23 protein-coding genes and 1 pseudogene are annotated in these 20,598 nt (G+C 62.5%); 21 read left to right on the forward strand and 3 right to left on the reverse strand.

Going from position 1 to position 20,598, the window contains the following annotated elements; all coding sequences use genetic code 11:
* Positions 1 to 6 precede the first annotated feature (6 nt).
* The 3 genes and pseudogenes from AC070A_RS26580 to AC070A_RS26590 form a co-directional block, all read left to right on the forward strand.
* Positions 7 to 213, forward strand: a pseudogene (locus AC070A_RS26580) (SDR family oxidoreductase); the annotation flags it as partial.
* A gap of 13 nt (positions 214 to 226) precedes the next feature.
* Positions 227 to 613: a polysaccharide deacetylase family protein gene (locus tag AC070A_RS26585; RefSeq protein ID WP_492383985.1), complete on the forward strand. Its 387-nt coding sequence runs from the start codon at positions 227 to 229 to the stop codon at positions 611 to 613.
* Between the two features lie 15 nt (positions 614 to 628).
* Positions 629 to 883: a hypothetical protein gene (locus AC070A_RS26590; RefSeq protein WP_492383984.1), complete on the forward strand. Its 255-nt coding sequence runs from the start codon at positions 629 to 631 to the stop codon at positions 881 to 883.
* 52 nt (positions 884 to 935) lie between these two features.
* On the opposite strand, the gene AC070A_RS26595 is transcribed toward AC070A_RS26590, so the two are convergent.
* Complete coding sequence (locus AC070A_RS26595) at positions 936 to 1,868, reverse strand: LysR family transcriptional regulator (protein WP_113737981.1); 933 nt, start codon at positions 1,866 to 1,868, stop codon at positions 936 to 938.
* 90 nt (positions 1,869 to 1,958) lie between these two features.
* Between AC070A_RS26595 and speB the strand changes: the two genes are divergently transcribed.
* From speB to AC070A_RS26635, 8 genes are all read left to right on the forward strand, one after another.
* A complete protein-coding gene (gene speB, locus AC070A_RS26600) occupies positions 1,959 to 2,936 on the forward strand; it encodes an agmatinase (RefSeq protein WP_218373797.1) in 978 nt (325 codons plus the stop codon).
* A 55-nt stretch (positions 2,937 to 2,991) separates the two neighbouring features.
* Positions 2,992 to 4,500 (forward strand): aldehyde dehydrogenase family protein, encoded by a 1,509-nt coding sequence (locus AC070A_RS26605; protein ID WP_492383983.1) that lies wholly within the window; start codon positions 2,992 to 2,994, stop codon positions 4,498 to 4,500.
* Positions 4,501 to 4,609: 109 nt separating this feature from the next.
* Positions 4,610 to 4,777, forward strand: a complete 168-nt coding sequence (locus AC070A_RS26610) for a hypothetical protein (protein ID WP_113737984.1) — start codon at positions 4,610 to 4,612, stop codon at positions 4,775 to 4,777.
* Position 4,778: 1 nt separating this feature from the next.
* A complete protein-coding gene (locus AC070A_RS26615) occupies positions 4,779 to 6,242 on the forward strand; it encodes a cytosine permease (RefSeq protein WP_492383982.1) in 1,464 nt (487 codons plus the stop codon).
* A 16-nt stretch (positions 6,243 to 6,258) separates the two neighbouring features.
* Positions 6,259 to 7,944, forward strand: coding sequence for a choline dehydrogenase (betA, locus tag AC070A_RS26620; protein WP_057248682.1), 1,686 nt, complete (start codon positions 6,259 to 6,261; stop codon positions 7,942 to 7,944).
* 10 nt (positions 7,945 to 7,954) lie between these two features.
* Entirely contained in the window at positions 7,955 to 8,143 is a 189-nt protein-coding gene (locus AC070A_RS26625; RefSeq protein ID WP_494773602.1) for a hypothetical protein, read from the forward strand.
* 207 nt (positions 8,144 to 8,350) lie between these two features.
* Positions 8,351 to 8,584, forward strand: a complete 234-nt coding sequence (locus AC070A_RS26630; protein ID WP_057248799.1) for a type II toxin-antitoxin system ParD family antitoxin — start codon at positions 8,351 to 8,353, stop codon at positions 8,582 to 8,584.
* Positions 8,581 to 8,910, forward strand: coding sequence for a type II toxin-antitoxin system RelE/ParE family toxin (locus AC070A_RS26635; protein ID WP_057248680.1), 330 nt, complete (start codon positions 8,581 to 8,583; stop codon positions 8,908 to 8,910). The genes AC070A_RS26630 and AC070A_RS26635 overlap by 4 nt, the downstream gene beginning before the upstream one ends.
* A gap of 118 nt (positions 8,911 to 9,028) precedes the next feature.
* Here AC070A_RS26635 and AC070A_RS26640 read toward each other — a convergent pair whose 3' ends face one another.
* On the reverse strand, positions 9,029 to 9,886 hold the full coding sequence (locus AC070A_RS26640; RefSeq protein ID WP_057248679.1) for a LysR family transcriptional regulator: 858 nt from the start codon (positions 9,884 to 9,886) through the stop codon (positions 9,029 to 9,031).
* Positions 9,887 to 9,978: 92 nt separating this feature from the next.
* Between AC070A_RS26640 and AC070A_RS26645 the strand changes: the two genes are divergently transcribed.
* The 4 genes from AC070A_RS26645 (at position 9,979) to AC070A_RS26660 (ending at position 12,706) form a co-directional block, all read left to right on the forward strand.
* The gene (locus AC070A_RS26645) at positions 9,979 to 10,764 is read left to right on the forward strand and encodes an SDR family oxidoreductase (protein ID WP_057248678.1); all 786 of its coding nucleotides are present in this window, start codon (positions 9,979 to 9,981) and stop codon (positions 10,762 to 10,764) included.
* A 17-nt stretch (positions 10,765 to 10,781) separates the two neighbouring features.
* Positions 10,782 to 11,489 (forward strand): ribonuclease activity regulator RraA, encoded by a 708-nt coding sequence (locus AC070A_RS26650; protein ID WP_057248677.1) that lies wholly within the window; start codon positions 10,782 to 10,784, stop codon positions 11,487 to 11,489.
* Entirely contained in the window at positions 11,486 to 12,412 is a 927-nt protein-coding gene (locus tag AC070A_RS26655) for a dihydrodipicolinate synthase family protein (RefSeq protein WP_218373805.1), read from the forward strand. The genes AC070A_RS26650 and AC070A_RS26655 overlap by 4 nt, the downstream gene beginning before the upstream one ends.
* 171 nt (positions 12,413 to 12,583) lie before the next feature.
* Entirely contained in the window at positions 12,584 to 12,706 is a 123-nt protein-coding gene (locus AC070A_RS26660) for a hypothetical protein (RefSeq protein WP_256436675.1), read from the forward strand.
* 126 nt (positions 12,707 to 12,832) lie between these two features.
* On the opposite strand, the gene AC070A_RS26665 is transcribed toward AC070A_RS26660, so the two are convergent.
* Positions 12,833 to 14,266: an aldehyde dehydrogenase family protein gene (locus AC070A_RS26665; RefSeq protein ID WP_492383981.1), complete on the reverse strand. Its 1,434-nt coding sequence runs from the start codon at positions 14,264 to 14,266 to the stop codon at positions 12,833 to 12,835.
* Positions 14,267 to 14,486: 220 nt separating this feature from the next.
* Here AC070A_RS26665 and AC070A_RS26670 point away from each other — a divergent pair, with 220 nt between their 5' ends.
* The 6 genes from AC070A_RS26670 (at position 14,487) to AC070A_RS26695 (ending at position 20,559) form a co-directional block, all read left to right on the forward strand.
* Positions 14,487 to 15,521, forward strand: a complete 1,035-nt coding sequence (locus AC070A_RS26670) for an ABC transporter substrate-binding protein (protein WP_113737773.1) — start codon at positions 14,487 to 14,489, stop codon at positions 15,519 to 15,521.
* Positions 15,522 to 15,525: 4 nt separating this feature from the next.
* Positions 15,526 to 16,329, forward strand: a complete 804-nt coding sequence (locus AC070A_RS26675) for an ABC transporter ATP-binding protein (protein ID WP_492383980.1) — start codon at positions 15,526 to 15,528, stop codon at positions 16,327 to 16,329.
* Positions 16,329 to 17,165 (forward strand): ABC transporter permease, encoded by an 837-nt coding sequence (locus tag AC070A_RS26680; RefSeq protein WP_375374135.1) that lies wholly within the window; start codon positions 16,329 to 16,331, stop codon positions 17,163 to 17,165. The genes AC070A_RS26675 and AC070A_RS26680 overlap by 1 nt, the downstream gene beginning before the upstream one ends.
* Before the next feature lie 114 nt (positions 17,166 to 17,279).
* The gene (locus AC070A_RS26685) at positions 17,280 to 18,635 is read left to right on the forward strand and encodes an FAD-dependent oxidoreductase (RefSeq protein WP_492383979.1); all 1,356 of its coding nucleotides are present in this window, start codon (positions 17,280 to 17,282) and stop codon (positions 18,633 to 18,635) included.
* A complete protein-coding gene (locus AC070A_RS26690; protein WP_113737767.1) occupies positions 18,632 to 19,789 on the forward strand; it encodes a CaiB/BaiF CoA transferase family protein in 1,158 nt (385 codons plus the stop codon). The genes AC070A_RS26685 and AC070A_RS26690 overlap by 4 nt, the downstream gene beginning before the upstream one ends.
* Positions 19,786 to 20,559, forward strand: a complete 774-nt coding sequence (locus AC070A_RS26695) for an enoyl-CoA hydratase-related protein (protein ID WP_113737766.1) — start codon at positions 19,786 to 19,788, stop codon at positions 20,557 to 20,559. The genes AC070A_RS26690 and AC070A_RS26695 overlap by 4 nt, the downstream gene beginning before the upstream one ends.
* Positions 20,560 to 20,598: the final 39 nt, after the last annotated feature.

A 20,598-nucleotide genomic window follows, 5' to 3' on the forward strand; every position in this document is an offset into this window, starting at 1 on the left:
GCCGCCGATTTCGACCGAGTGATCTCCATTAACCTGCGCGGCAGCTTCTTCGTTGGAAGAATGGCGATCGGGCTGATGGAGGGGACAGTGGAGGTGCCGCCCCGTCTGATCATGACCGCGTCCGACCTGGTCTATTACCGCCGCGAGACCTTATCGCCCTATGTCGCCTCCAAGCATGGGGTGCTCGGGCTGGTGCGCTCCTGGGCGAAGGAATTTGCACCGCGGGTTGGAATGCGATGCGGGCCGCCTGGTGGAGCTGCCCTCGCATTGGGGTCTCGACGACTGGGCGCAATATGTCCAGTCTATGGATCTCGACTACATGATGCCGATCCGCGCGCCCGAGCAGGGCTTTGCCGCCTTCGCGCAGGAGTTCGAGGCCGCCTACCGGCACGGCGCGCTCTGGGTGCCGGTCGTGCATCCATTCGCCACCGGACGCCTTGCGCGCTGGGAAGTAGTGCACCGCTTCCTTGAGCAGGTTCTTCAGCGCGGGGACGTCTGGTTCGCGCCGACGGAGGAGATCGCGGCGCATGTGCGCACGGTCGTCGACAAGGGACTGTGGTCGCCGCGGATCGACCGGCTGCCCTACTACGCCGAGCCCGTTCGGGTTCGGTAGGGCAGGGAGCGGAAAATGCTGCGCGGCATCGGCTACGTGGTTGCAAAGCGGGGCGGTGAGGACGTGAGTGAAACTGCGGTCTGCCTTGCGTTTTCCGGCTGGGCAGGGCGCATGCTGCGCCGCTTTGCACCATGTCTGCCCTCAGCGATGCGGCGGTTGCTACACCTGGACCGGCCCCAGATCATTTCATCGTTTCATCGAAACAGTGAAATGATCCAACTCGTTGAAGCAACGCAATTCCGGACGGAAACCGTTTCACACATTTCCTGAAATTGTCCTAGGACTGAGCCGTCTGGCCCGGTTTCCGGGGCAGCGGAAAACATCAGCGCGGCTTTCGTACGCTCTCGGTGATCGCCTCTGCCAGGGTTTCGGCCGCGCGTGAAGGCTTGTTGCGGGGATAGGCGATATGGAACATATCCTCGAAGGTCATGCGCTCGGGGGCAAGTATCCTGAGACGGCCGGTGCGCACCCATTCGTCTGCATAGTGATCGGGCAGGAAGCCGATATATGCGCCGGAAAGCAGAAGCAGCAGTGTGCCCTCCATATGCGGCGTTGCGGCGGCCCAGGTGAAGTTCACGCCGCAGATCGTCTCGTTGAGCATATAGGTGCGGCCGGCAAAGGACTGGGATGCCAGCACCGCGTCGGTGAGCTCTTCGTCGGGGCGGGCAAAGAGCTGGTGGCGCTCAGCGCAGTAGAGTTTCTGGACTTCGGAAAACACCGGCTGGCTGCGGACATGCGGCGTGACGCTGCCGACCGATGGCATGAGCACGACCTGGTAGGAGCCGTTCAGTAGCCCCTGGTGCAGCACCTGCGGTGCTGCGACATCAATTTCCAGATGCACGCGCGGCGCTTTCGCATGGAAGCTGGCGAGCGCGCCCTGAAGGTCGAGTTCGCGATTGGTGATCATCGCATCGACGGTGCCGAAGCTGAGATTGCCGGAAAGCTCACCCTGCGCCTCGCCGATGCGGCTCTGGAATTTCTCCAGCGAGCCGAAGAGCTCGAGCGCCGCGTCATAGACGAGCCGCCCTTCCTCGGTTAGCTGGAAGCCGCTGCGGCCGCGGGTGCACAGGCGCAAGGCCAGCCGCTGTTCCAGATTGCGCATATGGGTGGAGATTGTCGCCTGCGTCATGCCGAGCGCTGACTGCGCGGCAGAAAAGCCGCCGTGCTGCACGACTGAAGCAAAGACGCGCAGCAGCCGGAGCTCGGCATCGCCCAGCGATAGGTTGAGAACGCGGTGGCGAACCTTGTTGATCATGCATTGATTAAGTCACAACTAAACATCCAATCATAGATATTTTTAAGTGTATCGGCCTTCCGCACACTCCTTCATCTGTGGAGGAGACACATGACCAGCAATTCCTATGAAACCGGGCGTCTGAACTTGCCGTTCGTCGGCATCTGCACCTTCGGCAAATATCCCTACCAGCCGGACTGGGACGCGATCGACGCCGACGTGGCGATCCTCGGCGCTCCGTTCGACTGCGGCACCCAGTGGCGTGCCGGCACCCGCTTCGGACCGCGCTCGATCCGCGAGGCCTCGACCCTCTTTTCCTTCGGCCACGGCGGCGCCTACGATCACGAGGACGACGTCACCTATCTGCCGAGCGGCGCGGTCTCGATCGTCGATATCGGCGATGCCGACATCGTCCACACCGACACGATGAAGAGCCACGCGAACATCGAGTTCGGTGTGCGCAAGATTTTGGCCGCCGGCGCACTGCCGGTGGTGCTCGGCGGTGACCATTCCATCAACATCCCCTGCGTCAATGCCTTTGCCGACGACTGCGAGAAGAACGGGCCGATCCACATCGTGCAGATCGACGCCCATCTCGATTTCGTCGACGAGCGCCATGGCGTGCGCTACGGCCACGGCAACCCGATGCGCCGTGCGGCGGAAAAGCCCTATGTCAGCGGCCTGTCGCAACTCGGCATCCGCAACGTCTCCTCCACCGCCAAGGAAGGTTATGAGGATGCCCGCAAGATGGGCTCCGACATCCTTTCGGTCCGTCAGATCCGGGCACTCGGCACCGACGCCGTGGTGGACCGGGTGCCGGCCGGCGCGCGCTATTACGTCACCATCGATATCGACGGCTTCGATCCGTCGATCGCGCCGGGCACCGGCACGCCGTCGCATGGCGGCTTCATCTACTACGAGGTGCTGGAGATCGTGGCGGCGCTTGCCAAGCGCGGGAACATCGTCGGCATCGATCTCGTCGAGGTGGCGCCAGACTACGACCACACCGGAGGCACCTCGATTCTGGCCGCGCAGGTTCTCATGAACCTCATCGGCCGCGTCATGCATGCGAGAGCCGAAAAACGCTGAGCGAAGACCCTGGGAGGGCCGGCACGCCTGCGGCGGCCGACGAGGAGGAAGAGACATGGACGAATGCGTCCGCAATTATCTGGATCAATACGGCGTCAGCGATGCGACGCGGCGGTTTCTGGCCAAGCCCCAGAAGATGTTCATCGGCGGCGCCTGGGTCGACAGCGGCAACGGCGCGACCTTCGACATTTTCGAGCCCTCCACCGGCGGCCTGATCACCCGCGCCCCCTCGGGCACTACGGACGATCTCGACCGGGCCGTCCGCGCTGCCCGCGCCCAGTTCGATGGCGGCGCGTGGCGTCTCCTCAAGCCGCTCGAACGCGAACGCCTGCTGCACCGCCTCGCCGACCTCATCGAGACCCATGCCGACGAGCTGGCGGAAATCGAAGCTATCGACATGGGCAAGTCGGTGACCTTTGCCCGCGAGATCGATATCCAGGGCACGGTTGATACGTTCCGCTATTTCGCCGGCTGGCCGACAAAGCTGCACGGCCGCACCGTCGAACCTTCCATTCCCGGAAATTATCTCGCCTATACCCGCAAGGAACCGCTCGGCGTCGTCGCCGCCATCGTGCCGTGGAACTTTCCGCTGCAGACCATGGCGTGGAAGCTCGCAGCTGCCCTTGCTGTCGGCTGCACCGTCATCGTCAAGCCGGCGGAACTCACCTCGCTATCCACCCTGCGCTTTGCCGAACTGGTGCAGGAGGCCGGCATTCCCGATGGCGTGGTCAATATCGTCACGGGCAAGGGCAGCGTCATCGGCGCGGCCATGTCCACCCATCCGGGCATCGACAAGGTGACCTTCACCGGATCGACGCCCGTCGGGCAGGAGGTCGGCCGCACGGCGGTCGGCAATCTGAAGCACGTCACGCTGGAACTCGGCGGCAAATCACCGGTGCTGGTGCTCGACGATGCCGATCTGGCAAGTGCTGCCCGGGCGGTGGCAAACGGCGTGTTCTTCAATTCCGGCCAGGTCTGCGATGCCGGCACCCGCGTCTATGTCCAGCGGTCGGTCCATGACGCCTTCCTCGAAGAACTGGTCGCTGTCACCCGCACGCTGAAGCTCGCGCCAGGCCTCGACCATGATTGCTACATCGGCCCCATGGTCTCGGCGCAGCAGAAGAAGGTGGTTTCCAGCTATATCGAGGCCGGCCGCCGCGAGGGCGCGGAGCTGATCCATGGCGGCGGCAGCCCCGACCGACCGGGCCATTTCGTCGAACCCGCCATCTTTGCCTATTGCAAGCCGGAGATGAGCATCGTGCGCGAGGAGATTTTTGGGCCTGTGCTGGTCACCAGCCCTTTCGACACGCCGGAGGACGCAGTTTCGCTGGCGAACGACACGCCGTTCGGCCTTGCCGCCGCGATCTACTCGAACGATCTCGCGCGCGTGCACACGCTCATCCCGCGCCTGCATGCGGGCTCTGTCTACGTCAATGCCCACAGCACGATCGATCCTTCCATGCCCTTCGGCGGCTTCAAGGCTTCGGGCTTCGGCAAGGACCTGGGGCCGGAGCAACTCGACTACCTCATGGAGACCAAGGCGGTGTGGATCACGTTGCCGTAAACCTTGCGGCCGCCGCCCATGGGCGGCCGCTTCGCACCACCGGCGGCTGATGGAGCCGCCTTTCATCGCAGAAAGACGCCGAAGGCGCGACGCGATAGGGGAACCAAAAATGGAAAACGATATCGCCTGGCAGAACGAACTGGGACGCCGCGCCCGCATCTATGAAGACATCGAGGCGGGTCACCGCTTCGAAGGCACGATGACCGTCCTCGACTATGCCGGCATGACCGTGCTGACGCTCGTGCTGGTCCTCGGTTCCTGGTTCTGGGGGGCATGACATGACCGATCACGTCGCCAATGGCGGGCTTGCCGCCGCAGAAATCCAACGGGAGGAAGCCTCCGCCAACCGAGCCGCGGCCGAACGCGGCGATGCACCGCTCCTGCCCGCTGAACGGCTCTGGGGTTTCTGGGAATTCACCTACGCCAATTCGGCGCTCGCCATCGCCACCTGGGCCTTCCTGATCGGCGGCTCCGTAGGCCTCTTCGTCGGACCGAAGGAGGGCATCGCCGCCATCATCATCGGCAACATCGTCGGTGTCATGTTGACGGCACTTGCCACCACGCCGCTTTCCGGCCGCTACGGCATCGAGCAGTTCGTCGCGCTGCGCAGCCAGTTCGGTTATAACGGCAGCCGCGTCGTCTATGTGCTGGCCGTCGTGGTGCTCACCATGGGCTGGCTTGCGGTGCTGGCCATGATGTTCGGCCGCTCGATCGACGGGTTGACGGCGCTGAGCTCCGGCGAGGCCACCAACCCGACCGGCATCAAGATGATCGTCGCCGCCGTCGGCGCCATCCTCGTTACCTGGGTCATCGTCGCCAAAGGGCCGACCTCGATCAAGTTCTTCAACATGGTCGTCTCGCCCGCGCTGGTGATCCTGATGATCGTGATGCTCTACCTCATTCTCCAGCACCGCTCCTTCTCCGAGCTGCTGGCGATGCCGGCGCTTTCCCCGCCGTTTGAGGATAATACGCTCAACTTCATTATCGCTATCGAAGTGAACCTTGCCGCCGGCTTCTCCTGGTGGCCCTATATCGGCAATCTCGCCCGCCTCACCCAGAACGAACGCACCGCCTTCTGGCCGAACATCCTCGGCATTTTCGGTGCCGCCGCACTCGGCGAAATTGTCGGCCTGCTCGCCGCCGTCGCACTCGGCGACAGCGACCCGACGATCTGGATGACCAAGATCGCCGGCCCCGTCATCGGCATCATCGCGCTGCTCTTCGTCGCCTTCGCCAACATGACCTCGATGGCCAACATCCTTTACACCTCCATCGTCGGTCTGCGGCAGGTGGGCACGGCCTCGGTGCGGGCCATCTCCTGGGGGGCGATCCTCTTCCTGTTCTGCGTCATCCCGCTCGGCCTCGTGGTCTTCTATCCGCAGATGTATGACGGCTTCTTCATCTTCCTCGTCTGGACCTCGGCGCTCAATTCCGCGCTCGCCGGCATCGGCATTGCCGATTACTTCTTCCTGCGCGGGCAGAAGCTCGACATGCGCAGCCTGCACGGTCCGCAGGAAAACGGTCCCTACCGTTTCTGGGGTGGCTTCAATCCCATCGGCCTCTTTGCGCTTGCCGTCGGTTTCGCGGTCTACGTGCTCGTCTTCAATCCGCAGACACTCGCGAGCCTGCCGGCGTTCAAGTACCTCACCGCCTCCGTGCCTTCCTGCCTTGCAGCCGGCGCGGTCCACTATGTCCTGACCCGACTTTTCGCCCGCGGGCGTGGCTGGGGCCTCTATCCGTAATATCGGGATGACCGCCATGAGCGATACCTACGACTACATCATCATCGGTGCCGGATCGGCCGGCTGCGTGCTCGCCAACCGCCTTTCGGAAGACCCGGCCGTAAAAGTCCTGGTCCTCGAATACGGCGGCAGCGACAAGTCGATCTTCATTCAGATGCCGACGGCGCTGTCCATCCCGATGAACGGCACGAAATACAACTGGAAATACATGACCCTGCCGGAGCCCGGCCTCGACGGCCGCCGGGTCCACTGCCCGCGTGGAAAGGTCATCGGCGGTTCCTCCTCGATCAACGGGCTTGTCTACATGCGCGGCCATGCCCGCGACTTCGACGAGTGGGAGGAGCTTGGGGCGCGCGGCTGGCGCTATGCCAATTGCCTGCCCTATTTCCAGCGCGCCGAAAGCTGGCAGGACGGGGGCGACGCCTATCGCGGCGCCGCCGGCCCGCTCGCCACCAATGCCGGCAACAGGATGCGGAACCCGCTCTACCGGGCCTTCGTCGATGCCGGCCGCGAGGCGGGCTATATCACGACGAAAGACCCGAACGGCCATATGCAGGAGGGCTTCGGGCCGATGCACATGACCGTCAAGGACGGCGTGCGCTGGTCGACGGCCAATGCCTATCTCAAGCCGGCGATGAGCCGGCCGAACCTCACGGTCGTCACCCACGCCATGACGCGGCGTGTACTGCTCGAGGGAAAACGTGCCGTCGGCGTTGAATACGAGCTGGGTGGGGAGCGCGTCGTGGCGAAGGCAAGCCGCGAAGTGCTGATTTCCTCCGGCCCGATCGGCTCGCCGCACCTCCTGCAACGCTCCGGCATCGGCCCGGCTGCCGTGCTGCAAAAGGCGGGCGTCGAGGTGCTGCACGATCTGCCGGGCGTCGGCGAGAATCTGCAGGACCACTCCGAGGTCTACATCCAGTATGCCTGCAAGGAGCCGATCACGCTCAACGGCAAGATGGGGCTTTTGAGCAAAGCCCTGATCGGTGCGGAGTGGCTGCTCTTCAAGAAGGGGCTTTCGGTCTCCAACCATTTCGAGAGCGGCGGCTTCATTCGTTCCGACGCCTCCCTCCAGTGGCCGGATATCCAGTTTCACTTCCTGCCCGCCGCCATGCGCTATGACGGCAAGAAGCCGCTCGACGGTCACGGTTTCATGGTGCTGACGGGGCCGAACAAGCCGAAGAGCCGCGGTTATGTGCGGCTGCGCTCGCCGGAGGCGCACGAGCAGCCGGATATCCTCTTCAACTATCTCGACCGCGAGGAGGACCGCGAAGGTTTTCGGCGCTGCCTGCGGCTCACCCGCGAAATCATCGCCCAACCCGCCTTCGACCGCTTCCGCGGCGAGGAGATCGCGCCCGGCAAGGATGTGCGCAGCAACGACGAGATCGACGCCTGGGTGCGTGAGACCATGGAAAGCACCTACCACCCCTGCGGCTCCTGCCGCATGGGCGAGGACGAGATGGCCGTCGTCGACAGCGAACTCCGGGTGCGCGGCATCGGCGGCCTCCGGGTCATCGACAGCTCCGTCTTCCCGGCAGAGCCGAACGCCAACCTCAACGCGCCGACGATCATGCTCGCCGAGCGTGGCTCAGACATGGTGCGCGGCAAGCCGCTGCTTGCTGCCTCCAATGCGGAGGTCGGCGCGGCTCCCGGCGTCGGCGTCACCCAGCGCAGCGGCAAACCGCTGCGTGCCTTTCGGCACTGAGGCGGCCGCGATGTTGCGGGGGATCGGCTATGTGGTTGCCCGGCGGGATCTGGACAATCCCGAGGAGCCGCGCGATTGGGCGCGCTTCATAGAGGCGCATTTTCGCGGGCTCCTGGTCCGCTTTGCCGGCTGGTCCCTTGGGGCTCGACGGCAGCAGCCTCAAGGCCAGGAAAGCGCCTCGGCGAAGCGGCCGAGATAGGACCGCATGCGCTCTGCGGGTACGCCGGCATAGCTCAGGCGGCCCCGGCGGTGCACCGCCATCCGCCTGTGCGAAACAAGGCCCGTGCCGGCCGAGTAGAATCCGCATCAGGTGAACGCCACCGCGTTAGGCATTATCGCGTCTCGTGAAAGTTGTTGGAATCAACCGTCCTTGCCATTTTTTGCCAAGGACGGTATTCTTTTTCACATGAGCACAATGAACATTTCTCTGCCGGACTATTTGAAGAGCTTCGTCGATGAGCAAGTCGCCGGGCGGGGCTATGGGACGAGCAGTGAGTATATCCGGGAGTTGATTCGTCGAGATCAGGACCGGCTCACATTGCGCAGGCTGTTGCTTGACGGTGCTTCCTCTGATCAGACTGAACCGGCCGACGCTGATTATTTCACCAGGTTGCGCGAACGAGTTCGGCAGGCCAAGTGAGTTACAAACGGATTATTCCACGTGAATTGGCTCGCAATGATGCCGAAGCGGCCGTCGACTATTACGCAAGCGAGGCGGGACCTGAAGTTGCCCACGGATTTATCGACGCTCTTCAAACGGCATACGATTTGATCGCGAACCATCCGGAATCTGGATCATTGAGATATTCGTACGAATTGGGATTACCTGATTTGCGGAACGTCTATTTGAAGAGATACCCATATCTCGTCTTCTATCGCGAGCAGGCTGATTATATCGACGTTTGGCGTGTGCTTCATGCCAAACGGGATATCCCGCAGTGGATGCAGGGCCCGGAAAGTCACTGATCTCTCGGAGATATCCACTGTTGGTCTACGAGCCCATCGTCGGGTCGGCTTCGAGCCATCGTGGTGCGCGTAAAGACCAGAACGAGGACGGCCCCTGCGGCCGGAAGTTCGGTCCGCTCTATAATCGAATGGCATCGAGAATGGCCTGTATCAGTCGGGCTGATGGCACGTTGCGAGGTCTGAGCAAGCCGATCTCGCGGCACGGTGCGTTGCGCAGCGGAAGCCGGGCAACGCGCAGGTTGTCGAAGAGGGACGAACGCCAGTCGGGCATGAGCGATACGCCTAGTCCAGCTTCAACCATGACCGATATGGCTTCGAGCGAGTCGAGTTCCAGCCACTCGCGAGGAAGAATCCGCTGGGATTGAAGATAGGCATCTGCCAAGCGGCCGCCCCAATTGCTTCTGTCGTATCGGATGAATGGTTGCTCGCGAAGCAAGCGGTCGGCGGTGAAGTTCGCGAGGTCGGGCGGCGCCAGAAGGACGAACGGCTCCGACCGGATCAGTTCCCAATGTAAGGTCTTGGGTATCGGGAAGGGCGGTTTGACGAGGATCGCCGCGTCGATCTTTTCCTCCAGCACGCTGTTATAGAGCTCTGCCGACGTTCCCGGCAGCAGGAAGATGTCGACGCCCGGCGTCGTGTCGAACACTTTTCGTAGCGCATTCGGAAGCAGGCCCGTCAGTGCCGTCGAGATGGCACCAAGCCGCAGTTCTCCGAATGCCTGGTCGTCGTGTGCCAGTCCTTTCAACTGTCTGACTTCCGATAGAACGCGTCGGCTCTTTTCAAGGATCGCGACGCCCGCTTCGGTTGGCTTCACCCGCCGGCCTGATCGCGCCAGAAGGGGCAGCCCGATCTCGTCTTCCAACGCCTGGATACGTTGCGCGACCGCGGCCGGCGTCACACCCAGGCGGCGCGACGCCTCAGCCAGAGAGCCGTGTTGAACGACGGCCAGGAAGGTTTCGAGAAAGCGGGTTTCCATCGATACTTTTACTATCGTCTGAAGGAATAAAAAGGAAGGTTTTTCTCTTGTTTGCGCGTTGCCATAGTGCCCCGGAAACAAAGGAGGAAGAGGTGGATCTACATTTGAACGGCAAGACGGCGCTTGTCTTCGGCGCCGGCGGTGGACTTGGCGGCGCAATCGCAAGGTCGCTTGCGGCCGAAGATGTTTCCGTCGTCGTCGCCGACATCCACGAGGAAAGCGCCAAGGCGACCGCGGATGCAATCAAGGCCGAGGGTGGCAAGGCCATTCCGCTCACCTGGGATATTGGCGACCTGTCCCTGGTTGGTCGGAAGCTCGACGCCATAAACAATGCGTTTGGCCCGGTCGACATCCTGGTCAACAACACCGGCGGCCCGCCGCCGACGCCGGCCGCAGGCCAGTCGCCCGACGATTGGTCGAAGTACTTCGACCTCATGGTTCGCTCGGTGATCGCGGTCACCGATGCCGTTCTGCCGACGATGCGCGAGCGCAAATGGGGACGCATCATCACCTCCACGTCTTCAGGCGTCGTCGCACCGATTGCAAATCTCGGGATTTCGAACAGCCTGCGCCTGGCGCTTGTGGGCTGGTCAAAAACCTTGGCGCGCGAGGTCGGGCGCGATGGCATCACCGCAAACATCGTGTTGCCGGGACGGATCGCCACCGGGCGGATCGTGTTCCTGGACGAGCAGAAGGCGAAGCGTGAAAACCGGCCGGTCGCCGACGTCACCGCCGAAAGTACCGGGTCCATTCCAGTCGGGCGCTACGGCGACCCGAAGGAATACGGTGACACCGTCACCTTCCTTGCCAGCCCCCGCGCATCCTACATCACCGGCTCCGTCATCCGCGTCGATGGCGGTCTGATCAACAGCATCTGATTTGGGCGAGATCGATCATGACACTTGAGCCTCACGTCGTTGAAACCCTGAAGGGCGTATCCACTGCGACGCTAACGACGGTTCTGCTCAAAAGAGGGCTTCGCAATGTCTGGATGCGTGGCACCAAGCCGCTGAAGCCTGGCCAGGGGCGGGTTGTCGGCAAGGCATTTACCCTGCGCTTCATCCCTGCCCGGGAGGACCTCGCCACGCCTGCGAGCTGGGCATCGCCGATCTCCACCCGGGCGGCGATCGAGGCGATGCCCGAGGGCTGTGTCGCGGTCGTCGACGCGATGGGCATCGGCGATGCCGGCATCTTCGGCGACATCCTGTGTGCCCGGATGGCGAAACGCAACGTTGTCGGCCTCGTCACCGACGGCGTGATGCGCGACGCCGAGGGAGTGTTGGCGAGCGGCATGAAGGTGTGGTGCAATGGCATCGCAGCACCGCCGTCGGTCGCAGGGCTGACCTTTGTCGGATGGCAGGAGCCGATCAATTGCGGCGGCGTTGCCGTGCTTCCGGACGACATTGTCGTGGTCGATGACGACGGTGCAGTCCTCATCCCGGCAGCGCTTCTCGACGAGGTGCTCGCCGAAGCGCCTGAACAGGAGCGCATGGAGGCCTGGATCATGAGTGAAGTCGATCGGGGCGTGCCGCTTCCCGGTCTTTACCCAATGAATGCAGAAACGAAGGCCCGGTATGAGGCCTGGAAGGACAGCCAGAAATGACGTTCAGCACGCAATCCAAGGGCGTCTACGCCATCGCAACCACACCGTTCCTCGAGGACGGCTCGATCGATTTCAAATCGATCGACAAGCTGACGGAGTTTTATGAGGAGAGCGGCTGCACCGGCATCACGATCCTCGGCATCATGGGCGAGGCCCCAAAGCTCGAGCCGGAGGAAAGTAGAGCCATCGTCAAGCGCGTGGTCTCTCGGTCCAAAATTCCGGTGATCGTCGGCGTCTCCGCTCCAGGTTTTGCCAGCATGCGCTCGTTGGCGCGTCACTCGATGGACATGGGTGCCGCTGGCGTGATGATCGCTCCGCCTCCCGCCCTGCGCACCGATGACCAGATCGTCAACTATTTCGCAGGCGCGGTGGAAGCTGTCGGCGAGGATGTGCCGTGGGTTCTACAGGACTATCCGCTGACCCTCACGGTCGTCATGACGCCTGGTGTCATCGCGAAGATCATGTCCAACCACACGTCCTGCCTGATGCTGAAGCACGAGGACTGGCCCGGCCTTGAAAAGATATCGAAGCTGCGCGCCCTGCAGAAGGCGGGAGAACTTCGCGACTTTTCCGTGCTCTGCGGCAACGGCGGCATGTTCCTCGACTTTGAGCCCGAACGAGGCGCGGACGGAGCCATGACCGGCTATGGATTCCCGGACATGCTCACCGAACTGATGCGATTGTTTGCGGCTGGAAAGAGGGATGAAGCGCACGACCTCTTCGATGCGCACCTGCCTTTGATCCGTTACGAGCAACAGCTTGGCATCGGCCTTGCCGTTCGCAAGCACGTTTTGAAACGCCGCGGCGTCATCGCCTCCGACGCCCAACGCAAGCCGGCCCAGATGCTGACCCCGACAGCGCGAGCAGAAGTCGACTATCTGCTTGCTCGCGTCGCAAGGCATGACAAGCGCGCTGCCCTCTAGTCAGTTCGACCTCCCTGAGCCCGTTCGTAGCTGATCAAGAGCCGCGGACGGGCCTACAAAGTCATCCATCGCGTCTGCGACCACCATCGCGGGTCTGTCCTGAGACTCGCGAGGGTGGTCCTTTGGCTTTGGCGATTGTCGAATACACCTGTTGAAGAACGAGGTTTGACGATGCAGGGCCAGGAAACCTTCCTTGATAGGATTTTGCGTATCGGCGTGATCGTTGCGGTCGCGCTCCTGCTTGCGGCGATCCAGTATGTGGTGTCGTCGCGCTCCCTCTATGCCGTCCTCTGAGAGCGGATTTAATCCCCAGAGTTGATGAGCCGCGTGTTAGCGGTTGCTGCGTCAGTCGGATCATTGGAATTGCCCCGCCGTTCAACACGTTAATCGCCAGTCGAACGGCGGGGTGAATGCTCACATCTACGCCGACGTGTAGGCCGTCTTGACGGTTGTGTAGAATTCGGCGGCGTAGCGTCCCTGCTCGCGCGAGCCATGGGACGAGCCCTTGCGGCCGCCGAACGGCACGTGGAAATCGACGCCCGCCGTCGGCAGGTTGACCATCACCATGCCGGCCTCGGCATTGCGCTTGAAATGGGTCGCATGCTTGAGGCTGGTGGTGGCGATCCCCGAGGACAGGCCGAAGGGGGTGTCGTTGGCCACCGTGAGCGCCTCGTCATAATCGCGGACGCGGATGACGGACGCGACCGGCCCGAAGATTTCTTCCCGCGAAATGCGCATCTGGTTGGTCGCCTCGGTGAACAGTGCCGGCTGCAGGTAGAAGCCGGGCGTGTCGCGCTTCAGCAGTTCGCCGCCAAAGGCGAGTTTGGCGCCCTCCTGCTGGCCGATGGCGATATAATCGGTGTCCTGGTTGAGCTGGCTTTGATCGACCACCGGACCGATATGGGTGCCGGCCTTCAGCGCGTCGTCGATTGTCAGCCCCTTGATCCGTTCGCCCATTGCGGCCACGAAGCGGTCGTGAATGCCCTCGGTGACGATGAGGCGGGAAGACGCCGTGCAGCGCTGGCCGGTGGAGAAAAAGGCGGAGTTGACCGCCGCCTCGACCGCCACGGACAGATCGGCATCGTCAAGCACGACGAACGGGTTCTTGCCGCCCATCTCCAGCTGGTATTTGCGATTGTGCTCGACCGAGGCGAGCGCCACCCGTTTGCCGGTGCCGGTCGAGCCGGTGAAGGTGATGGCGTGCACATCGGGGCTATCGAGCATCGCCTGGCCGACCACCGAGCCCTTGCCCATCACGAGGTTCAACACACCCTTCGGCAGGCCGGCACGATGGAGGATGTCGACGATGGCCCAGGAACTGCCGGGCACCAGCTCGGCCGGCTTGAAGACGACGGTGTTGCCGTAACAAAGCGCCGGCGCGATCTTCCAGGCGGGAATGGCGATCGGGAAGTTCCAGGGCGTGATGATGCCGACGACGCCGACCGGCTCGCGGGTGATCTCGACGCCGATATTGGGTCGCGCCGACGGCAGCACTTCGCCCGCCAGTCGCAGGCATTCGCCGGCGAAGAAGTCGAAGATCTGGCCGGCACGCACCGTCTCGCCGATGCCTTCGACAAGCGTCTTGCCTTCCTCGCGCGACAACAGCCTTCCGAGCTCGTCCTTGCGGGCAAGGATCTCGTCGGCGGTCTTCCTCAGGATCGCGTGGCGCTCGAGGATGCCGGAGCGCGACCAGGCTGGAAACGCCGCCTTGGCAGCGGCGATCGCGGCGCGGGCATCATCGGCAGACGCACGGGCATATTCGCCCACCACATCGTTGGTGTTCGATGGATTGATGTTGCGGGACACTTCGCTACTGGCGATCCATTCCCCGTCGATCAGGTTCTTCTGCACCATATCTATACCTCCGCGGCGTTCAGACTTTGATCCTGTCTTCGCTTATCGGACGGGATCGAACTCGCACAAAGCACAATCTTTCGAGCCCGACATTGCCGAAACGGCAAACCTGAATGGCCCTTGAGCGTTGCCATATCGGCAATACCAACCGCTAAAAATTGTGCTTTATGAGATGCCAAATTCCATCATCATCGACCCCATAACAAGCAAGGGGAACGATATGTCTCGTTTTATGATGAACCGCCGAGGTTTCCTTTCGAATGCGGCCGCAATGGGCGCGATTGCTGCGACCCATAGCCTTATCAATGTTTCACCCGGCCTAGCCGCCGATTCCACGACGATTCGGATGCAGCTCGGTTGGCTGCCTTCCAACGGGCTTCTCGGAGAACTCGTTGCCCGCAAGAAGGGTTATTATGCCGAGAAGGGCATCGAGCTCGAAATCGTGCCTGGCGGACCGAATGTCGACGGCGTTGCTGGCGTCGCCGTCGGCCAGTCGACGATTGGCCAGATCTCCTCCAGCCCATCGGTGATGCTGGCACGTTCGGCCGGTGCGCCGATCAAGGCATTCGCAGCCGGCTACCAGAAACATCCCTTCGCGTACTTCTCCCGCAAGGCAAACCCGATTGCCAAGCCTCAGGACATGATCGGCAAGACGATCGCAGCGATCCCGACTTCGGTCATTCTGCTTCGCGCGCTCCTCGCCAAGAACGGGATATCGGAAGACCAGGTCAAGATCGTCAACATGGGTTCGGACATGAACCAGCTCGTGACCGGCCAGGCCGATGCGGTCTGTGGCTGGCTGACGAACGTCAACGCCTTGAAGGTTCTGGGTGATGACCGGGTCGACCTGACCCTATGGGACGGCGGTATCCGCCTCTATGCCAACGTCTACTATACCACCGACGACCAGCTGCAAAATCACGCGGACCATCTTGCTGCATTCGTGTCGGGTTCGGCGCGGGGATGGGGCTATGCGCGCGATCACCAGGAAGAGGCCGTCGACATCCTGCTCGAATCCTATCCGAACCTGGACAAGGCAAGCGAACTGGAGGCCATCGGGCCGCTGATGAAATTCGTGTTCAACGAAACGACAGCTGCCGTCGGCTGGGGTGGCATGGAACGTGCGAACTGGGAAGAGCAGATCAAGACCTATGCGGACCTCGGCCAGTTCAAGGGCCCGGTCCCGAATGCTGACGACGTCTACACCATGGCAATCCTGGATGCGACGGCCGATGTCCGCAAGAGCGTAGGGTAAGGCGATGCTGGAAACGCGTAGCAGACCCAACCATGCAGCAGTCGGTAGCGCCGCCGTGTCGGTGAAGAATCTTCATATCCGCTTCGGCGCAGATGATTCCGGCTTCACCGCACTCTCCGACGTCTCGGTCGAGATACCTGCCGGCTCGCTCGTGACCATGCTCGGCCCGTCCGGCTGCGGCAAGTCCACCCTGTTGCGAACGGTCGCGGATCTCGTGCACATCACCGATGGCTCCGTGTCCGTGCATGGCCAGACGCCGCGCAAGGCGCGCGAGGGCCGCGATTTCGCCTTCGTCTTCCAGGAGGCGACGTTGCTGCCATGGCGCAATGTGATCGACAATGTGCGTCTCCCGCTGCTGGTGGGAAAACGCGAAGCGGGCGCGACCTATGCCGATCCGGAAGAATTGCTCGCCCTCGTCGGGCTGAAGGGGCGCGAAAAGGCGATGCCGCACGAACTGTCGGGCGGCCAGCGCCAACGCGTGGCGATCGCCCGCGCGCTGGTGACCCGGCCCCGCATCCTGTTGATGGATGAGCCCTTCGGCGCGCTCGACGAGATTACGCGCGACAAGTTGAACGAAGAGTTGCTGCGCCTCTGGCAGGAAACCGGGACCACCATCCTCTTTGTTACCCATTCGATCCCCGAGGCGGTCTTTCTCGGTCAACATGTGCTGATGCTCGCGGCCCATCCGGGCCGAGTGAAGGAGTTCATGAAGGTCGACTTGCCCTATCCGCGATCTCTCGCGATGCGCGACACGGTCGAGTTCATTCAGGTTACCGCCTACCTGCGCAAACTTTTGGGAGAATGCTGATGGCAAATGCCCTTCCATCACAAGCGGATGGCCGCGACTTGACCGACGGCAACAGGTTCAGGGCGATCGACGCTGCCGTCAGCGCTGCCCTGCGACATCTGCCGGCGACGCTTGCGATCCTTGGCTGCATCCTGCTTTGGCAGCTCGTCGTCTGGGGCTTTTCGGTGCCAACGTTCATGGCGCCCGGGCCAGTCGACGTCATCAAGGCCTTCGGCGAAAACGCCGGCATCCTATGGACGAACTTCTGGCCGACGCTCATGGAAGCGGTTCTCGGCTTCATATTCGGCAATGTCATTGCCGTCCTTCTAGCGGTCTGGTTCGTCCACAGCCCGCTCGCCGAGCGAGCCTTCTATCCGATCGCCGTGATCATCAAGTCGATCCCGATCATCGCACTGGCGCCGATCCTGGTGCTGCTCGTCGGCAACGGCATCGCACCGAAGATCATCATCGCGGGCCTGATCTGTTTCTTCCCGACCCTCGTCAACATGGTGCAGGGACTGAAGTCGGCGAGCCCCGCAATGCTCGACCTGATGCGCATCCTGTCTGCCAGCAACTCCGAAATCTTCTGGAAGGTTCGGCTGCCAGGCTCGCTGCCTTTCCTTTTCGCCGCGCTGAAGATTGCGGCAACCAGCAGCGTGATGGGCGCTATCGTCGCCGAGTGGATCGGCTCCAGCTACGGCCTCGGCGCCCTGATCATCGAGGCGACCTACAATTTCCGTTCGCCTCTGCTCTATGCGACGGTGGTGATTGCGGCCTCGCTTGCCGTGGTTCTCTTCTTCGCTGTTTCGTTCGCGGAATCGAAGATCGTCCGCTGGAAACCGACGACGGACCACTGACCCACAAACCCTTTGCTGCTGGACCTGGATGTATCCGGGTCCGGTCAACCGACGAAGTCACTGGCTGTGAGCTCCTCACATTTCGCCGGACAGGTCCCCTATGGAGGAACGATTATGGAAACAATCAGAGAACCCTTGCGCAATGCCAGGATCGTCGACCGCTCCGACGTGGTCGTCGTCGGCGGCGGACCGGCTGGCATCTCCGCCGCGGTGTCGGCGGCGCGCACGGGAGCCAGCGTCACGCTGCTCGAACGCTACCCCTATGTCGGCGGCCTTGCCGCTGGCGGCATGGTTCTGGTGCTCGATGATATGGTCAACGGGCTTGAAATCACCGTGCGCGGCATCTGCATGGAGATGATCGAACGGATGAAGACACTCGGTCTCTGCGTCACCCCGACGGAGGGCGACCGCCAGCTCGACTTTCGCGACACGCCGGAAGCGTGGCAAAAGTGGGCGCGCTGGGGCTTGTTCGACTTCCATACGCCATCCGCGCCACATCCGATTTGCTATGCGGCCGCGTTCGATCCGGACGCTTTCAAACGGGTCTCCTATGACATCCTTCGCGAATCCGGAGTGAAGCTCAGGACGCACAGCTGGTTCTCCTCGGCAATCGTCGAGAACGGCACGATCAAGGGCGTGGTCTGCCAGACGAAATCCGGCCGCGAAGCCATCATGGGGGATGTCGTGATCGACGCATCGGGCGACCTCGACGTTGCTGCCGACGCCGGCGCCCAGCATACCGATGGCAATTTCATCCTGACGACCGTTTCCCGCTGGGGCGGGATCGACACCGCCGCAGCAGAGCGCTTCGAATTCGAAGAACCGGAAAAGTTCAAGGCGATCGATCATGAGGCCAAGCGTCTGATCGGCGGATGCTGGTCGTTTTGGTGGTTGAAGACGCCGCTGCCGGGCGTCATCTGGCTGAACTGCCCGCACATGCCGAAGCTCTCCGGGCTCAGTGTCGAAGACCTGACCTACGCGGAACTCGAAGGGCGGTCCCGCATTGCTCGCCTGCTCGATTTCGCAAGGGCCAACTTGCCGGGCTTCGAAAATGCCCATGTGATCGATTTTGCACCACAGACGGGCGTGCGCCAGTCGCGGCTGCTGCAGGGCGAATATGTCGTTACCAAGGCCGACGTGATGAACCGCCAGCACTTCGCCGATACCGTGTGCCGCGGCCGCGACTACTACACGCCCTACAGGGCCATGCTGCCGAAGGAAGTCGACCAGCTGATCGTTGCGGGCAGGCACTATTCGGCGACGATCCAGGCGCAGAAGTCGAGCCGTGAGATCCCGCCGTGCATGGCGATGGGCGAGGCTGCCGGCGTTGCCGCCACCGTCGCGCTCAATGCCGGCGTGAAGGTGCGCGATGCCGATGTCAAGGCAATCCAGAAGCAACTGCGGGCCCAGGGCGCCGATCCCGGCGACCTACCATCCGAAAATGCAACCTATCTGGAGGCCGCAGAATGACATCTCTTCCCCTCGACGGTATCCGCGTCGTCGATTTCACCCAGGTCATGCTCGGCCCGTGCTGCACGCAGATGCTGGCCGACTATGGCGCCGAGGTCATCAAGGTCGAAAAGGCCAAGATCGGCGACCTCTCGCGCTGGTCGCTGGGGTCGGATCCGGACGGACTCAACAATCCGGTCTTCTCGTCGCTCAACCGCAACAAGAAGAGCCTGGCGCTCGACCTCAAGCAGGATGAGGCGCGTGCCGCGGTACGCGCTCTGATCGACACGGCCGACGTAGTCGTCAACAATTTTCGCCCCGATGTCATGGAGCGCATGGGCTTCGGTTATGAAGAACTCAGGAAGACCAATCCGCGGCTGATCTACGCCGTCGGTACGGGCTTTGGCCTGGAGGGCCCCTATCGGCACAAGGGCGGACAGGACATCCTCGCGCAGGCACTTTCGGGCGTCATGCGCCGGAAGTCGGACGCGAGCCATCCGCTGTCGATCTACGCGACGCCGCTTGCCGACTATTCGGCCGGCATGCACCTCGTCCAGGGCATTCTGCTTGCCTTGCTGCACCGTGAAAAGACCGGCCACGGCCAGCAGGTTGCGGTCAGTCTCTACAGCTCGATGCTCGCCATGCAGATGCAGGAAGGCACCACGCACATGATGCGGGAGAAGGACCTGAACTGGGGCGCTTTCCCTCTGACAGGCGTGTTCGAGACCACCGACGGCGCCATCGTCATGGTCGGCGCGTTCAAGCAGAACCCGCTGCGCGACATTTGCACGGCATTGGAGATCGAGGATCTGTCCCTACGGCCGCAATTTGCCGATTTCGACGCACAGATGCAGCGCCGGCCGGAATTGCAGCAGGTCTTCCGCGAGGCGTTCGCGAAGAACAGCAGCGCCCATTGGCTCGGCCGGCTGGAGCAGGTGGACATTCTCTGCGCGCCAGTACGCTCGCTTCCCGAAGCGCTCGATGACGAGCAGACGGTGATCAACGGCATGATCCTTCATGCCGGCGAAACGAAAGCCGGTCCGATCCGGCTGGTCGGTTCGCCGATCGACATGTCAGCGGCAACCGTGACGGTGCGCATCGCCCCGCCGAAGCTCGGCGAGCACAACGACGAGATCCTCTCGGGGCTTTCCGTTCGCCGGGGAGATGCGGCATGAGCGTCACGTTCGTCGTCGAAGACCGCGTAGCAAGCGTCACGTTAAACCGTCCGGAGCGGATGAATGCAGTGGACGCAGCGACCGAACGCGAACTGGAGGCGATCTGGGGGGAGATCGAAGCGCGCGACGACATAAGCTGCGTCGTGCTGACGGGCGCAGGCGAACGGGCATTTTGCGCCGGAGCGGATCTTAAAGGGGCCGAAAAGACCGGCCTCGACTACTGGAGCGAGAGCCGGCCGAACGGTTTCGGCGGGCTCGCCTTTCGCCGCTCGCTGGATGTTCCTGTTATCGCCAAGGTCAACGGCTATGCGCTGGGCGGCGGATTCGAGATGGTTCTCGGTTGCGATATCGTCGTTGCCTCGACGAAGGCCGCGTTCGGTCTGCCCGAGGCCCGCGTCGGACGCCTGCCGCTTGATGGCGGCATGGTGCTTCTCCAGCGCAGGATCCCTCACAATCTCGCGATGGGCGTGTTGTTGACCGGCCGACGGTTTTCCGCAGCCGAGATGCAAAGCTTCGGCATCGTAAACGAGGTGGCTGAACCAGAGGAGCTCGATGCCGCCGTTGCCCGCTGGGTGGCCGAAATTGTCGCCTGCGCGCCGCTTTCGCTTCGCGCGATCAAGCAGACTGTCAATCGCACCGGGCATCTGTCGCCGGCGGAAGCACAAGGGCTGCGCACGCCTGCACTCGTGAAGGCGCTTAAAAGCGAGGATGCCCTGGAAGGCGTCAGCGCCTTCCAGGAGAAGCGCGCGCCCGTTTGGAGGGGACGATGAGCGTGTTATAGGTCGGAGCCCAGGGGAGGGGAGGTTCCA

It is taken from the genome of Ensifer sp. GW101-20A05 (assembly GCF_059424735.1).

What these genes read in the sequence shown, in the direction of transcription:
- AC070A_RS26590 (WP_492383984.1), top strand. Translation starts at nt 629, where the DNA reads ATGCTGCGCGGCATCGGCTACGTGGTTGCAAAGCGGGGCGGTGAGGAC.
- AC070A_RS26595 (WP_113737981.1), bottom strand. Translation starts at nt 1,868, where the DNA reads ATGATCAACAAGGTTCGCCACCGCGTTCTCAACCTATCGCTGGGCGAT.
- speB (WP_218373797.1), top strand. Translation starts at nt 1,959, where the DNA reads ATGACCAGCAATTCCTATGAAACCGGGCGTCTGAACTTGCCGTTCGTC.
- AC070A_RS26605 (WP_492383983.1), top strand. Translation starts at nt 2,992, where the DNA reads ATGGACGAATGCGTCCGCAATTATCTGGATCAATACGGCGTCAGCGAT.
- AC070A_RS26610 (WP_113737984.1), top strand. Translation starts at nt 4,610, where the DNA reads ATGGAAAACGATATCGCCTGGCAGAACGAACTGGGACGCCGCGCCCGC.
- AC070A_RS26615 (WP_492383982.1), top strand. Translation starts at nt 4,779, where the DNA reads ATGACCGATCACGTCGCCAATGGCGGGCTTGCCGCCGCAGAAATCCAA.
- betA (WP_057248682.1), top strand. Translation starts at nt 6,259, where the DNA reads ATGAGCGATACCTACGACTACATCATCATCGGTGCCGGATCGGCCGGC.
- AC070A_RS26625 (WP_494773602.1), top strand. Translation starts at nt 7,955, where the DNA reads ATGTTGCGGGGGATCGGCTATGTGGTTGCCCGGCGGGATCTGGACAAT.
- AC070A_RS26630 (WP_057248799.1), top strand. Translation starts at nt 8,351, where the DNA reads ATGAGCACAATGAACATTTCTCTGCCGGACTATTTGAAGAGCTTCGTC.
- AC070A_RS26640 (WP_057248679.1), bottom strand. Translation starts at nt 9,886, where the DNA reads ATGGAAACCCGCTTTCTCGAAACCTTCCTGGCCGTCGTTCAACACGGC.
- AC070A_RS26650 (WP_057248677.1), top strand. Translation starts at nt 10,782, where the DNA reads ATGACACTTGAGCCTCACGTCGTTGAAACCCTGAAGGGCGTATCCACT.
- AC070A_RS26655 (WP_218373805.1), top strand. Translation starts at nt 11,486, where the DNA reads ATGACGTTCAGCACGCAATCCAAGGGCGTCTACGCCATCGCAACCACA.
- AC070A_RS26660 (WP_256436675.1), top strand. Translation starts at nt 12,584, where the DNA reads ATGCAGGGCCAGGAAACCTTCCTTGATAGGATTTTGCGTATCGGCGTG.
- AC070A_RS26665 (WP_492383981.1), bottom strand. Translation starts at nt 14,266, where the DNA reads ATGGTGCAGAAGAACCTGATCGACGGGGAATGGATCGCCAGTAGCGAA.
- AC070A_RS26670 (WP_113737773.1), top strand. Translation starts at nt 14,487, where the DNA reads ATGTCTCGTTTTATGATGAACCGCCGAGGTTTCCTTTCGAATGCGGCC.
- AC070A_RS26675 (WP_492383980.1), top strand. Translation starts at nt 15,526, where the DNA reads ATGCTGGAAACGCGTAGCAGACCCAACCATGCAGCAGTCGGTAGCGCC.
- AC070A_RS26680 (WP_375374135.1), top strand. Translation starts at nt 16,329, where the DNA reads ATGGCAAATGCCCTTCCATCACAAGCGGATGGCCGCGACTTGACCGAC.
- AC070A_RS26685 (WP_492383979.1), top strand. Translation starts at nt 17,280, where the DNA reads ATGGAAACAATCAGAGAACCCTTGCGCAATGCCAGGATCGTCGACCGC.
- AC070A_RS26690 (WP_113737767.1), top strand. Translation starts at nt 18,632, where the DNA reads ATGACATCTCTTCCCCTCGACGGTATCCGCGTCGTCGATTTCACCCAG.
- AC070A_RS26695 (WP_113737766.1), top strand. Translation starts at nt 19,786, where the DNA reads ATGAGCGTCACGTTCGTCGTCGAAGACCGCGTAGCAAGCGTCACGTTA.